The organism is Roseovarius sp. Pro17 (genome assembly GCF_035599575.1).
Classification (GTDB): domain Bacteria; phylum Pseudomonadota; class Alphaproteobacteria; order Rhodobacterales; family Rhodobacteraceae; genus Roseovarius.
The window spans coordinates 1,011,677-1,025,593 of sequence record NZ_CP141179.1 but is presented as its reverse complement, the minus strand read 5'-3'; the positions used below and the strand labels follow the sequence as shown (position 1 = coordinate 1,025,593).

At 60.8% G+C, this 13,917-nt stretch carries 16 protein-coding genes; 12 read left to right on the top strand and 4 right to left on the bottom strand.

From position 1 onward, the window contains the following. Position 1: 1 nt before the first annotated feature. Positions 2–361, bottom strand: a complete 360-nt coding sequence (locus tag U3654_RS05000) for a hypothetical protein (RefSeq protein WP_324754257.1) — start codon at positions 359–361, stop codon at positions 2–4. Positions 362–439: 78 nt separating this feature from the next. Between U3654_RS05000 and U3654_RS04995 the strand changes: the two genes are divergently transcribed. The 12 genes from U3654_RS04995 to U3654_RS04940 all read left to right on the top strand — a co-directional run bounded on the left by U3654_RS04995 (position 440) and on the right by U3654_RS04940 (position 10,762). Next, positions 440–1,177: a cytochrome c biogenesis CcdA family protein gene (locus tag U3654_RS04995; RefSeq protein ID WP_324754256.1), complete on the top strand. Its 738-nt coding sequence runs from the start codon at positions 440–442 to the stop codon at positions 1,175–1,177. Between the two features lie 125 nt (positions 1,178–1,302). Then, positions 1,303–1,878 (top strand): thioredoxin family protein, encoded by a 576-nt coding sequence (locus U3654_RS04990; RefSeq protein WP_324754255.1) that lies wholly within the window; start codon positions 1,303–1,305, stop codon positions 1,876–1,878. A gap of 95 nt (positions 1,879–1,973) precedes the next feature. Beyond that, positions 1,974–2,447 carry a sulfur oxidation c-type cytochrome SoxX gene (soxX, locus tag U3654_RS04985; protein WP_324754254.1) on the top strand — a complete coding sequence of 158 codons (474 nt, stop codon included), beginning with the start codon at positions 1,974–1,976 and terminating at the stop codon, positions 2,445–2,447. A 31-nt stretch (positions 2,448–2,478) separates the two neighbouring features. After that, a complete protein-coding gene (gene soxY / locus U3654_RS04980; RefSeq protein WP_324754253.1) occupies positions 2,479–2,898 on the top strand; it encodes a thiosulfate oxidation carrier protein SoxY in 420 nt (139 codons plus the stop codon). 15 nt (positions 2,899–2,913) lie between these two features. After that, complete coding sequence (gene soxZ, locus U3654_RS04975; protein ID WP_324754252.1) at positions 2,914–3,243, top strand: thiosulfate oxidation carrier complex protein SoxZ; 330 nt, start codon at positions 2,914–2,916, stop codon at positions 3,241–3,243. A 25-nt stretch (positions 3,244–3,268) separates the two neighbouring features. Beyond that, complete coding sequence (gene soxA / locus U3654_RS04970) at positions 3,269–4,114, top strand: sulfur oxidation c-type cytochrome SoxA (protein ID WP_324754251.1); 846 nt, start codon at positions 3,269–3,271, stop codon at positions 4,112–4,114. Positions 4,115–4,181: 67 nt separating this feature from the next. Next, on the top strand, positions 4,182–5,879 hold the full coding sequence (gene soxB / locus U3654_RS04965) for a thiosulfohydrolase SoxB (RefSeq protein WP_324754250.1): 1,698 nt from the start codon (positions 4,182–4,184) through the stop codon (positions 5,877–5,879). A 29-nt stretch (positions 5,880–5,908) separates the two neighbouring features. Beyond that, on the top strand, positions 5,909–7,174 hold the full coding sequence (gene soxC, locus U3654_RS04960) for a sulfite dehydrogenase (RefSeq protein ID WP_324754249.1): 1,266 nt from the start codon (positions 5,909–5,911) through the stop codon (positions 7,172–7,174). Further along, positions 7,158–8,207: a c-type cytochrome gene (locus U3654_RS04955; RefSeq protein WP_324754248.1), complete on the top strand. Its 1,050-nt coding sequence runs from the start codon at positions 7,158–7,160 to the stop codon at positions 8,205–8,207. The genes soxC and U3654_RS04955 overlap by 17 nt, the downstream gene beginning before the upstream one ends. Continuing rightward, a complete protein-coding gene (locus U3654_RS04950) occupies positions 8,204–8,911 on the top strand; it encodes a c-type cytochrome (RefSeq protein ID WP_416384558.1) in 708 nt (235 codons plus the stop codon). The genes U3654_RS04955 and U3654_RS04950 overlap by 4 nt, the downstream gene beginning before the upstream one ends. A gap of 27 nt (positions 8,912–8,938) precedes the next feature. Beyond that, positions 8,939–10,207 carry an NAD(P)/FAD-dependent oxidoreductase gene (locus tag U3654_RS04945; RefSeq protein WP_324754247.1) on the top strand — a complete coding sequence of 423 codons (1,269 nt, stop codon included), beginning with the start codon at positions 8,939–8,941 and terminating at the stop codon, positions 10,205–10,207. Positions 10,208–10,330: 123 nt separating this feature from the next. Next, positions 10,331–10,762 (top strand): DUF302 domain-containing protein, encoded by a 432-nt coding sequence (locus U3654_RS04940; RefSeq protein ID WP_324754246.1) that lies wholly within the window; start codon positions 10,331–10,333, stop codon positions 10,760–10,762. 36 nt (positions 10,763–10,798) lie between these two features. Here U3654_RS04940 and U3654_RS04935 read toward each other — a convergent pair whose 3' ends face one another. From U3654_RS04935 to U3654_RS04925, 3 genes are all read right to left on the bottom strand, one after another. Beyond that, complete coding sequence (locus tag U3654_RS04935; RefSeq protein WP_324754245.1) at positions 10,799–11,842, bottom strand: YeeE/YedE family protein; 1,044 nt, start codon at positions 11,840–11,842, stop codon at positions 10,799–10,801. Positions 11,843–12,039: 197 nt separating this feature from the next. Continuing rightward, positions 12,040–12,987 (bottom strand): MBL fold metallo-hydrolase, encoded by a 948-nt coding sequence (locus tag U3654_RS04930; protein WP_324754244.1) that lies wholly within the window; start codon positions 12,985–12,987, stop codon positions 12,040–12,042. Beyond that, positions 12,984–13,901, bottom strand: coding sequence for an MBL fold metallo-hydrolase (locus U3654_RS04925; RefSeq protein ID WP_324754243.1), 918 nt, complete (start codon positions 13,899–13,901; stop codon positions 12,984–12,986). The genes U3654_RS04930 and U3654_RS04925 overlap by 4 nt, the downstream gene beginning before the upstream one ends. Positions 13,902–13,917 lie beyond the last annotated feature (16 nt).

Genomic DNA, 13,917 nt, shown 5'->3' with positions numbered 1-13,917 from the left:
CTCAGGAATCGCTGTCCGCCTCGATCCCGTGCTCGTCCAGCAGCTTACCCAGCACGAACCAAAAGAATTCGTCGCCAGCATACCCTTCCATCCGGCCCAGTTCCTTCCCGTTCTCGACCAGAACGAATGTCGGGGTGAACACCGGGCGCGAGGTGAATTCGATGTCGTCGGGCAGATCGCGCAGTTGCACACGGCGCAGCGGAGCGCGTTCGCCCTGCTCGGTCTTGGGGTAGATGTGCGAGATTTCCTTGTCCCATTGGGCGCAGTAGATGCAGCCCTCCTGTTCGACCATGACAAGGTCGGCGGCCGTGGCCGACAAAGGGGCCGATCCCAGAAGAAGAGCAAGAGCCAAGCGTTTCATCGGAGTCCCGATTGACGTATCAGTAAAATATATAATAACTTGAATGTGTAACCAGCACAAGCGCCGGGGCGGATTGCAATGTTTGATGTTTCCTTGATGGGTGCCTTTCTGGGCGGGCTGATTGTCTTTTTCTCGCCCTGCGTGCTGCCCATTGTGCCGTTCTACCTTAGCTACATGGCGGGTGCGTCCATGTCCGAAATCAGCGCCGAGGGTCAGCTGGCGCCCGGTGTGCGCAGGCGCGCGTTCCTTGCGTCGATCATGTTCTCGCTGGGGATTATCACGGTGTTCGTTCTGCTGGGCGCTGCCGCTTACGGGCTCAGTCAGACCTTTCGCGGGATGCAGACCGAATTTCGTCTGTTTGCGGCGGTCGTCGTGCTGATCATGGGCTTGCATTTCCTAGGCGTATTCCGCATCGGATTTCTCAACCGGGCGTTCCAGATGGACGCCGGGGACACGCAGAACATGTCGGTCTTTGGGGCGTATGTCGTCGGCTTTGCCTTTGCTGCCGGGTGGACGCCCTGCGTCGGCGGCGTGCTGACCGCGGTGGTCTTTACCGCCAGCACCGAGGCGACGGCCCTGCGCGGCCTGATCCTGCTGCTGGTGTTCGGCGTGGCGATGACAACGCCCTTTGTAGTGGCGTCGCTGTTCATCGGGCCGTTCCTGAAATTCGCGTCCAAATTCCGCCGCCACCTGCCCAAGGTCGAAAAGGCCATGGGCGTGCTGATGATCCTCTTTGCCCTGCTTATCGCTACTGACAGCGTCAACTATATCGCACAGTGGATGCTGGAAGCCTTTCCTGCTTTTCAGAACATTTAAAACGTTTCGCGTTCAGGTCGCGAAACAACTTGAACTCGAAACGCCCGAAACATTGATACGTTGTGGGCGTTTCGACATATTGTCATAGTCCACAATATCTCGAAACGCTTTAGGGAGATTGCCACATGAAACGTCTGTTAGCCCTGCTCATCCTGATCGCCCTGCCCAGCTTTGCCCTCGCCGAAATGGGCGATGACGGGCTGCACAAACAAGACTGGCTTCGCGACACGTTCAAGGATCTGAACGAGGATCTCGCCGAGGCCAACGCCGAAGGCAAGCGACTGGTCGTCATGGTCGAGCAGCGCGGCTGCATCTACTGCGCCAAGATGCACGAGGAGGTATTTTCGCGCGAGGATGTGGCCAGCTATATCCGCGAGAATTTCTTTGTCATTCAGGTCAATCTACATGGTGATACCGAAATGACCGATTTCGACGGCGAGACGCTGACTGAAAAACAGGCGGCGCGTAAATGGGGGCTGCTGTTCACCCCGTCGATTCTGTTCCTGCCCGAAGAGGTCGCGGATGATGCCACGGCGCAAACAGCCGCAGTCGCACTGATGCCGGGCGCATTTGGCGCCGGCACCACGCTGGATATGTTCACTTGGGTTAACGAAAAGCGCTACGAGCTTGATTCAGAAGAAGATTTCCAGCGTTATCATGCCCGCCGCATTCAGGAGCGGCAAGACGGCTCGACTGACTAATACCCTTTCGCGTCCACATATCTGAAACTGTCCTTGATTGATCTACATCAAACATTCTAGAGTATGCTAAGTCTTGAATGTGTTTGGGAGGACGCATGGAACGCAAATTCCTCGTTATACTAGCTTTCGCCGCATCGACCGGTGCCGTGGGCGCCGCAGAGATAGCGCCGTCGGATGTGGCCTTTGTCGATGGCGGGGTCGAGGCATCGTTGACCGGCGTCCCGGGTGATCCGGAAGCCGGGCGCAAAATTGTTGGCAACAAGGGGCTGGGCAACTGCATTGCCTGCCATCAGGTCAGCGATCTGTCCGATGTCCCGTTTCAGGGCGAAATAGGCCCGATGTTGGACGGAGCAGGCGAGCGCTGGAGCGAAGCCGAACTACGCGGCATCGTTACCAACGCCAAGATGATGTTCGACGAAAGCCTGATGCCGTCCTTCTACAAGGTCGATGGGTTCATTCGGCCGGGCAAAGCCTTCACCGGCAAGGCAGCCGACGACACGTTCGGCCCGCTGCTGGAGGCTCAGCAAGTTGAAGATGTGGTGGCCTACCTGACCACCCTGAAAGAATAATGGCCCACGCGGGCTTTACGGAGGTTCATCCATGCAACTGACACGACGCGATGCAATTCTGATGGGGGCTGGTGCTGTTCTGGTAGCTGGCCTTCCCCTCGGCGCCCATGCGGCGACGGGCGACGAGGCTATCGCAGCCTTTACTGGCGGCGCAGAGGTCGGCGAAGGCGATATCAAGCTGACCGCACCCGAGATCGCCGAGAACGGAAATACCGTTCCGATCGAAGTATCCTCGGAAACCGCGGACGAGATTCTGGTGCTCGCCCTTGGCAACCCGACACCGGCTGTGGCCACGTTTAAATTCGGCCCGCTCGCCGCGTCACGCACGGCATCAACGCGTATACGTCTTGCCGGCACGCAAGACGTGGTGGCGATCGCAAAACTGCCGGACGGCTCTTTCGTCAAGGCGTCGTCGACGGTCAAGGTCACAATCGGCGGCTGCGGCGGCTAACCAGGAGTTATTAAAATGGCAGAAGGTGTAAAACCCCGCGTCAAAGTCCCGAAAACAGCATCCGCCGGCGAAAAGATCGTCATCAAGACGCTGATCAGCCACAAGATGGAATCCGGGCAGCGCAAGGACGGTGACGGCAACGTCATCCCGCGTTCGATCATCAATCGCTTTACCTGCGATTTCAACGGCGAGAACGTCGTCGATATCGTGATGGAGCCTGCGATCTCGACCAATCCTTACATGGAATTCGAGGCGATCGTGCCCGAGTCGGGCGAATTCAAGTTCACTTGGTATGACGACGACGGCTCGGTCTACGAAGAAACCAAAAAAATCGCCGTCGAGTGAGCCAATTGTCTTGGGAGGGACAAGCATGAAAAGACTGACAGCTGCTTTCACGGGCGCCCTATTGTCCGCGACGCTGGTTTCGGCCGATCCGGTGGACGACACGCTTGTCCTGAACGGCGAAACCGAGATCGTGACGCGCGCCGACGCACCGCCCGCCGTGTCGGAGGTGTTCGACGAGGTGATCTCGGGCTGGCATTATCGCGGGGTCGAAACCCGCGCGATGCAGGCGGACGATTTCGATAATCCCGGCATGATCTTTGTCGAGCAGGCCGAGGATAGCTGGAACGCGGCCGAAGGATCTGAAGGCAAGTCCTGCGCGGATTGTCATGGCGCCTCTGAGGAAATGGCTGGCGTGCGCGCTGTCTATCCCAAATGGAACGAGGACGCAGGCGAGGTCCGCACCATGGAGATGCAGATCAACGATTGCCGCGAGACCCGGATGGGCGCGGAGCCGTGGAAGTATACCGGCAACGAAATGGTCAACATGACTGCGCTGATATCGTCCGTTTCGCGCGGGATGCCAGTCAATGTGGCGTCGGACGGCCCGGCGCAATCCACTTGGGAGACGGGCAAAGAGCTGTATTACACGCGCTTTGGTCAGCTTGAGTTGGCCTGCGCGTCCTGCCACGAAGCCAATAACGGCAAGATGATCCGTGCCGATCACCTCAGCCAAGGCCAAATCAACGGCTTTCCGGTCTATCGACTCAAGAACACTAAGCTGAACGCGGTTCATTCGCGGTTCAAGGGCTGCGTGCGCGACACTCGCGCCGAGACCTTCGCCCCCGGCAGCCCCGAGTTCGTCGCGCTAGAGCTTTATGTCGCCACGCGCGGCAACGGCCTGGACGTCGAAGGCCCGTCCGTCCGCAACTGATCTTTGATGGCCCCGCACGGCATCCGTGCGGGGTTTTTTTCACCTCATCACATTCAGGAATAGGCATATGATATCCCGGCGCGATTTTCTTCAGACCAGCATGGCGGCCAGTGCGATCCTGGGCGCATCTGGGTTCGGGCAATGGGGGCGCATCGCCGCGCAGCAGGCCCTGACGCAGGATCAACTGCTGGAGTTCGATAGTTTCGGGAATGTCTCGCTGATCCATATCACCGATATTCATGCACAGCTAAAGCCGATCTATTTCCGCGAGCCATCAGTTAATCTGGGTGTCGGCCCGAACAAGGGCGAGGTGCCGCATGTGACGGGCGCCGATTTCCGCCGCATGTACGGCATCGACGATGGCTCATATGCCCATTACGCGCTGTCATCAGGCGATTTCACCGCGCTGGCCGAGGGGTATGGCCGTGTCGGCGGGCTGGACCGCGTGGCGACAGTGATCAACCAAATCCGTTCCGAGCGGCCCGACGCGCTGCTGCTGGATGGCGGCGACACATGGCACGGCAGCTATACCTGCCATCAGACTGAGGGCCAGGACATGGTGACGGTGATGAACGCGCTGAAGCCGGACGCGATGACGTTCCACTGGGAATTCACTCTGGGGTCCGAGCGGGTGCAGGAGATCGTCGAGGGGCTGCCTTTTGCCGCCCTCGGGCAGAACATTTTCGACGCCGAATGGGACGAACCGGCTGAGTTGTTCCCCCCCTACAAAATGTTCGAGCGTGGCGGCGTCCAGATCGCCGTGATCGGGCAGGCATTTCCCTATATGCCCATCGCCAATCCGGGCTGGATGTTCCCCGAATACTCTTTTGGCATCCGCGACGAGCATATGCAAAAGATGGTTGATGAGGTCCGTAGCAAGGGCGCCGAACTCGTCGTCTGCCTCAGCCATAATGGCTTTGACGTGGACAAGAAGATGGCCGGTATCGTCACCGGCATCGACGTGATCCTGTCGGGCCACACCCATGACGCCCTGCCCGAGCCTGTGCTGGTCGGCGAGACGATCATCGTCGCCTCCGGCTCAAACGGGAAATTCGTCAGCCGCGTCGATCTGGATGTCCGCGATGGACGCATGATGGGTTTCCGTCACAAGCTGATCCCGATCCTGTCGGACGTCATCACGCCCGACCCCGAGGTTGCAGCCGTCATCGACGAGGTCCGCGCCCCTTACGAGGACGCGCTGGCCGAGGTAATCGGCAAGAGCGACAGCCTGCTCTACCGTCGCGGCAATTTCAACGGCACTTGGGACGATGTGATCTGCGACGCACTCTTGTCCGAGCGCGAGGCCGATATCGCACTCAGCCCCGGCGTGCGCTGGGGGCCGTCGATCCTGCCCGGTCAGGACATCACCCGCGAGGATATCTGGAGCGTCACATCCATGTCGTATGGCGAGGCGTATCGCACTGAAATGACGGGGGAATACCTGCATGTCGTGCTGGAGGACGTGGCCGACAACCTGTTCAATCCCGATCCCTACTACCAGCAAGGCGGCGACATGGTGCGCACCGGTGGCCTTGGCTATCGGATCGACATCTCAAAACCGCAGGGCAGTCGCATCACCGATATGACGCTGCTGAAAACAGGCGAGGCGATCGACCCAGCCAGGACCTATCAGGTCGCCGGATGGGCGTCCGTGAACGAGGGCACCGAAGGCCCGCCGATCTGGGACGTGGTCGAGGCGCATATTCGCAAGCAAGGCACCGTGAGCGCGCCCCCGAACAACAGCGTCGAGGTCGTCGGCTTATGAGTGTGAAGACACAAAAGACGGAGGAAGGCATGTCCAACGGACCCTCACGCCGGAATTTCCTGCGCGGCGCTGCCGCCGGAACGGCCCTGATTGCAGGCGGCGCCGCCCGCGCCGCCACGCCCGACCCGCTGATTACCGAGGTGCAGCCATGGGCCAGCGGATTTGGCGATCCGGTCGATGCCCATCCTTACGGCCTGCCGATCCGGTTCGAGGACGACGTGATCCGTCGCAATGTCGAATGGCTGACAGCGGACACGATCAGCTCGATCAACTTCACGCCGATCCATGCGCTTGACGGCACCATCACGCCACAAGGCTGCGCTTTCGAGCGGCACCATTCAGGTGCGATTGAGCTGAGCAAGCCGGATTACCGGCTAATGATCAATGGCCTCGTCGATCGCCCGCTGGTGTTCAGCTACGCCGATCTGGAACGGTTCCCGCGCGAAAACCACGTCTATTTCTGCGAGTGCGCTGCCAATTCCGGCATGGAATGGGCCGGCGCGCAGCTGAACGGCGCGCAGTTCACGCATGGCATGATTCACAACATGGAGTATACCGGCGTGCCTCTGCGCACCTTGCTGGAGGAAGCGGGCCTCGATACGGCGGGCGATCTGGCAGACAAATGGATCTATGTCGAGGGTGCGGATGCGTCCAGCAACGGCCGCTCGATCCCGATGGAAAAGGCGCTGGATGACTGTCTGATCGCGTTCAAGGCCAATGGCGAGGCGCTGCGCAAGGAGCATGGCTACCCTGTGCGCCTCGTCGTGCCGGGCTGGGAAGGCAACATGTGGGTCAAGTGGATCCGCCGGATCGAGGTCATGGATGGCCCGGTCGAGAGCCGCGAAGAGACGTCGAAATATACTGACGTGATGGCCGACGGAACCGCGCGCAAATGGACATGGGCGATGGACGCCAAATCCGTCATCACGTCGCCCAGCCCACAGGCGCCGATCACCCACGGCAAGGGGCCGCTGGTCATCACCGGCCTCGCGTGGTCTGGCCGCGGCGCGATCAGCCGCGTCGACGTCTCCACCGACGGCGGCAAGACGTGGCAAACCGCGCGTCTGGCCAAGCCGGGCGAGAAGATGGCACTGTCGCGCTTCTACCTCGACACGGATTGGGACGGCGAGGAAATGCTGCTCCAGAGCCGCGCGATGGACGACACGGGCTATATCCAGCCGACCAAGACACAGCTGCGCGAGGTGCGCGGGCTGAATTCGATCTATCACAACAACGGTATTCAGACCTGGTGGGTTCAGCCGAACGGGGAGGCGGAAAATGTCGAAGTTTCTTAAAATCACGACGGCACTGGCCTTGCTCGGCACATCCGCGCAGGCCGAGGGTCTGGGCCTTGGCCGCGAGGCGCTGCCCGAGGAAATCGCCGCGTGGGACGTCGCCGTGCGACCCGACGGGACGGGCCTGCCCAAAGGGTCGGGCGATGTCTGGACCGGCGAAGAGGTTTTCGCGGAAAAATGCGCTGTCTGCCACGGTGATTTCGCCGAAGGCGTTGGCAACTGGCCCAAGCTGGCGGGCGGCTGGGACACGCTGGACCGCAAGGACCCGGTGAAAACCGTCGGCAGCTACTGGCCCTCCCTTTCGACCACCTGGGACTACATCAACCGCTCGATGCCCTTCGGCAACGCCCAGACGCTGGAGCCGGACGAGGTCTATGCCATGGTCGCGTATATCCTCTATTCCAACGATATCGTGGATGAAGATTTTGTCCTATCGGACGAGACCTTCGCAGATGTCAAAATGCCCAATGTCGACGGCTTTTTCGTCGACGACCGGGCCGAGACGGAATACCCCCAATGGTCGGGCGAGCCCTGCATGGAAAACTGCAAGGAGAGCGTCGAGATCACCATGCGCGCGGCGGTGCTGGACGTGACGCCCAACGGGGGGGCGGACGCCAGCGCGACCGACGAGGATACCACCGAGGCCGAGGCCCCTGCCCCATCCGAGGGCGTCACCGAAGACGCGCCAGCCGAACAGGCCGCCGCACCCGATCCCGAATTGGTCGCCGCCGGTGAAAAAGTGTTCCGCAAGTGCAAGGCCTGCCACCAGATCGGCGACGACGCGAAAAACCGCGTCGGTCCGATCCTGACCGGTATCGTCGGACATCCTGCCGGGCAAGTGGACGCGTTCAAATATTCGAGCGCGCTCATGAGGATGGCTGAGGACGGGCTTGTCTGGGACGAGGATAGCCTCAGGGCGTTTCTCGCCGATCCGCGTGGCTTTATGAAAGGCACGAAGATGAGCTTTGCCGGGCTGCGTAAGGACGGTGATCTGGACGCGATCATCGCCTACTTGGCGAGCTTTCCGGGGTGACCCGGCGGGCATCCGCCCTCCTGACATTTCTGGCTGCGATCTTCGCGGCCAGCACCTCCCTTGCTACCCCGATCGGCGATGCCGAGGCGGGGGCCGACGTTTTTGATCAGTGCAAGGCATGCCATGAGATCGGACAGGGCGCACGCAATCGCGTCGGGCCTCATCTGAACGGCCTTTTCGGGCGCCGCGCCGCGTCCCATGACGGCTACCGCTATTCCAAATCCATGGCGCGCGCGGGCGCTGACGGGCTGACCTGGACGGCCGAAACGCTGGACGCCTATATCGAAAATCCCCGCGCGCTGGTGTCCAAGACACGGATGAGTTTTCGCGGCCTCGCGGACCCGCAGGACCGGGCGGATTTGCTGGCATATCTTCGCGGATTTTCCGACAAACCCTCGGACATCCCCGAGGCCGAGCCGACAGTACGCGGCACCGACCATGACCTTGATCCCGCGATCCTCGCGCTGGTTGGTGACGCGGAATATGGCGCGTACTTGTCCAGTGAGTGCCTGACCTGCCACCTTGCCGACGGCAGCGCGCAGGGCATCCCCTCGGTCACGGGCTGGCCCACGGAGGATTTCGTTGTCGCTATGCACGCCTACAAGGCCAAGCTGCGCCCCCATCCTGTGATGCAGATGATGGCAGGCCGTCTGAGCGACGAAGAGATCGCAGCACTCGCCGCGTATTTCAAGGACCTCGAATAACGGGGCCATTTTCTGGGAGGAAAAACAATGAAACTCAATAGACGCATTTTTCTTGGCAGCGGCGCTGCGGCTGCCGCATCCTTGAGCGCCCCCGCCCTGCTGGCAGAAGGCCACGACAAGCCCCGCGTCGTGGTCGTGGGTGGTGGTGCCGGCGGTGCGACTGCCGCGCGCTACATCGCCAAGGACAGCAAGGGTGCCATCAACGTCACGCTGATTGAGCCGTCGCGCACGTATTTCACCTGCTTCTTCTCGAACCTCTATCTCGGCGGTATCAAGGAGATCGACGATCTGGGCCACACCTACGGCACGCTGGCGGCAAAATACGGCATCAACGTCGTGCATGACTGGGCCGTGGATGTGGACCGCGAAGCCAAGACCGTCATCCTCGCAGGTGGTGCGTCCCTGCCCTATGACAAGCTGATCCTCAGCCCCGGCATCGACTTTGTCGACGGCGCGGTCGATGGTTGGTCGCTGGCGGCGCAGAACGCCATGCCCCATGCCTATGAGGGCGGATCGCAGACCGAGCTGCTCAAGGCGCAGATCGCTGGCATGCCCGAGGGCGGCACCTTTGCAATGGTGGCCCCGCCCAATCCCTTTCGCTGCCCGCCCGGCCCTTACGAGCGGATTTCGATGGTCGCCCATGCGCTAAAAGCGATGAATCCGACGGCCAAGATCATCGTCGCGGACCCCAAGCCGAAATTCTCGAAAATGTCCCTGTTCCAAGAAGGCTGGCTGACCCATTACCCCGGAATGATCGACTGGATCGGCGAGGATTTCGGCGGCGGCAACGTGTCGCTCGATCCAGATGCCATGACCATCACCATCGACGACGAGACTACGAACATCGACGTCTGCAACGTCATCCCGGCGATGAAAGCCGGGCGGATTGCCGAGATCGCAGGTGTCACCGACGGCAATTGGGCGCCGATCAACGCCACCGACATGAGCAGCAAGGCCGATCCCGACATCTACGTTCTGGGCGACTCCGCCGATCAGGGCGACATGCCGAAATCAGGCTTTGCCGCCAACAGTCAGGCCAAGGTCTGTGCCAACGCCGTGCGCGGCGCGCTGACCGGATCACGCGTGTTCCCGGCCAAGTTCACCAACACCTGCTGGTCGCTGATCGACACCGATGACGGCGTCAAGGTGGGCGCGACCTACGAGGCGACGGACGAAAAGATCGCCAAGGTCGACGGCTTTATCTCGGCCACCGGCGAGAGCGCGGATTTGCGCAAGGCCACATATGAGGAATCCGAGGGCTGGTATGCCGGCATCACTGCTGACATGTTCAGCTAGAGCGTTTTAGGTCGTACCTCTGTCAGGGGCGACCCGATGCAAAACCGGCGCGAACCTGACGCAGATCAAGGCTCGCGCCGACCCGCCATGTTCCAATGAAGTTCCAATCTGGGAGGACACCACATGAAACGTTTCATTCTCGCCGGGATACTGGCACTGGCCGCAGCACCCGCCAGCGCCACCGATCAGGCCGTCACCTACCCCTTTGAGGGCAGCTTTGATGACGCGGCCTTCGCCGTGGAAAACGCCATCGTCGGGCGCGGACTGGTTATCGACTATGTCAGCCATACCGGTGAAATGCTGAACCGCACCGGTGCCGATGTGGGCAGCACCAAGGAACTGTTCGTCGAGGCCGACATCTTTCTGTTTTGCTCGGCTCAGGTATCGCGCAAGGTGATGGAGGCCGATCCGATGAACATCGCCCATTGCCCTTACGGTATTTTCGTCGCCGACCAAGGCGGTGAGGTGATGATCGGCTATCGCACCTATCCCGAGGGTCCGATGCAAGACGTGCAGGCGTTGCTGGACGGGATCGTGCAAGAGGCCCTCGAATAAGGGCCTCTGGTCGCATTCAAATCTGGGTTCTGGTTGTCACTCAGCCGGTAGCAACAGTGGTGCCCGCCCCAGCGCGCGGTCGGCTATCAGCGCCCCGGCGGTAATGGACAGCAGCGCGATGATCGCCGCGATGCTCAGCATCGACACGCCCGACAGACCCGCGCCCACGGTGCAACCGCCCGCCAGCACGCCGCCGAAACCCATCAGCGCGCCGCCCGCGACGTAGCGCAGCGTCTGCGGCGCGTCGGTAAAGCTGGAAAATGCTAGTTCGCGGCGGACCATTGCGGACAGGAACGCCCCGCCAACGACGCCGCCGATCATCCCGACGCCAAACCCGGCAGGGATCGAACTGGACGCGACGGTCCAAAACAACGTGTCGGCCCAAGGCGAGGTAAAGGCCAACGACTGCACCGGCAATGGGTCGAATTCGTCCATCAAAAGCCACCCGGTCGCGATCCAGCCAAACGTGACCAGTAGGCCGATACCGACCGCCATCACCACATGCAGCGGGCGCGGCCTTAACACCGCAACCGCAGTAATGAGACCCGCCACCAGTAGCGCCGCCCAGGTCAACAGCCCACCCGGCAGCTCTGCCAGAGATCCGATCCCGATATCCGTCGTGACCGATCCCAGCGCCACCCGCGCCGGCGCCAATACACCCTTGAGCGTCGCGTGCGCTACCAGCGCAAAAATTACGACCACCGTCAGCGCCCGCAGGTTTCCGGTGCCGCCCAGAACCGTCAGGCGGCTCACGCAGCCGCGAGTCAGCACCATACCAACACCAAAGGACAGCCCACCGACGACAACGGCCAGCCATGGCAGATCGCTGGACATCAGGCGATGGTCCGTGAGGTCGATCCAGCCCGCCCATGTGGCCGCGCTGGTGGCGACGATGGCCGTCGCCAGCGCTGCTGCCCACGTCCCGAGCGCGGGCGCGCGGTCCGGTCCGGCGACAAGGCCACGGCGCAGGCAAAAGCGGCTGATTTGCGCGGCAATGCCAAACGCCAGACCCAGTGCCAGCCCAAGAAGAAGATGCGCACCCTGCACATCGAACGGCAGATCATAGAGATCAAAAAGCATGGCGGACTCGCTCCCTCGGAAAGACAGAATTCTCCTGCCTTAGTCGGGATTTTCCGGCGAACGTCAAGATGCAGGGATAGCGACTTTGTTCCAGTCAAACACTGCCAGCAGGAACGTTATCCCTCTGATCAGCGCTGGTGGGACCAAGCGGGCCAACGGGGGGCTTCACTACTTAAAATCCACCCTATTTTGCACTGTCACTCAAATTCCATCTGCTCGAACACACGTCCGGCGTTCTTGGTCGCTAATTCCTCGAACGTGTCCAGACGGGCATAGGGCGATTGATCGACATAATACGCCTCAGCCAGCCCGCCGCCCGCCTCCAGATGCGCGCCGATCTTTTCGCGCAAATACACCAGATAGTCCTTCGTATAGCGCCGCACCTGATCCATGTTCGTCGGATGCCCATGACCGGGGATGACATATGTCGCGCCCAACGGCTCGAACTCGTTATCCCAAGTCTCCAGCCAGTCAGCGGTGTAGGTGTTTTCGAAAATCGGCAGCATCCGCTCGTGAAAGGCCATGTCACCCGAAATGACGAGGCTCTGATCGGGCAGCCAGATCACGATGTCGCCGGGCGAATGGGCCGGGCCCAGATAGCGCGCTTCGATGCGGTAATCGCCCATCTCGACGATATACTCGTCCTCAAACGTCTCTGTCGGGCCTTGCACATCGGTCCCTTCGGCACGGTCCTTGTTATAGCGCTTCATGTTTTCGAGGATCGTGCCGCCAAATTTCTCGACCTCCTCGGCGGCATCGACATGGGCGACGATGGGCACGCCCTGCTCGGCCCAATAGCTATTGCCCAGAATGGCATGGCCCTGCCCGTTCTCGTTAAAAACCAGCTTTACCTCTTGATCGGTGGCTGCCTTGATTTCGTCATGCAGCGCCTTGGCCAGCCCATAGGCCGCGCCTCCGTTGACGACGACCACACCATCGCCGGTGACGATGAAGCTGAGATTGTTGTTGTGGCCCGCATTTTCGTAGGTCGGCGGGGCGGTGGCGCCGATGGCCGAAAAGACGCCCGGAATAACCTCGTAGGGTTTATTATAAAGCAGCGAATTCGGATATTTATCCGCGATATCCTCGCTGGCGTTGGCCGCGGTAGTGGCGGCGACTATCAAAGGCAAAATCCAGCGCATCATGTGTCCTCCGGTACGAAACGATAGGCGTCGACAGTCCGCTCGACCCGACCCAGCCCGCCATGGCGCAGATGAAAGCCGAGCAAAGCGATGTCGTCCGCCGCCAATTGATCCAGCAAACGCATCCGCGTCTTGGCCCCCAGATCGGTATCCTGATCCGCGCCGCTGGCCCAGTCCGGGCGCTCGAACGCAACGTGGTCATTGACGATCGCATCGCCGCCAACCATGACGGCGTTCGATCCATCGCGGATCTCGAACGACATATGGCCGGGCGTGTGACCGGGCGTGGCATGTGCCATCACACCGGGCAGGATTTCGTCAGCATCGTTGAAAAAGCTGATCTGATCCTCGATTGCGGCCAGCCTTCGCGCGGCACCGACGGCAAATGACGCGCGACCATCGCCAATGGTGTCCACCGTATTTGGGTCCATCCAATAATCCCATTCCGCCTGTCCGATCATCAGTTCAGCCTCGGGAAACACCGGATCGTCAAAATCGTCCAGTATCCCCCACAGGTGATCGGGATGGGCATGCGTGAATACAACATGGGTGATGTCGTCCGGCGTCAGCCCCTCGGACTCAAGACTGCTCAGCAACTCTCCCGCGCTCGGCATGAATGCCGGGCCTGCGCCTGCGTCAAACAAGACCGTCTTGTCGGGCTGGCGCAGCAGCGTCAGATTGCATGGCGGTTCTAGTTGGTCACGGGGAACATCGTGTTTGGCCAGGATCGTGGCCAACTCTTCCTGCGGCAGCCCGTCGAAATAGAAAGATCCCGGAAGGACCAGATTTCCGTCGCTGAGGCCGATAACCTCACTCGATCCCAGTTGCATCACGGTCCGGGCAAAAGAGGCCGAAGGGCCGCCACAAAGCGCAAGACCGCCCAAACCTGCAAGGAACTGCCTCTTGTCCAACTGCATGCGATCCCCTCCCTAA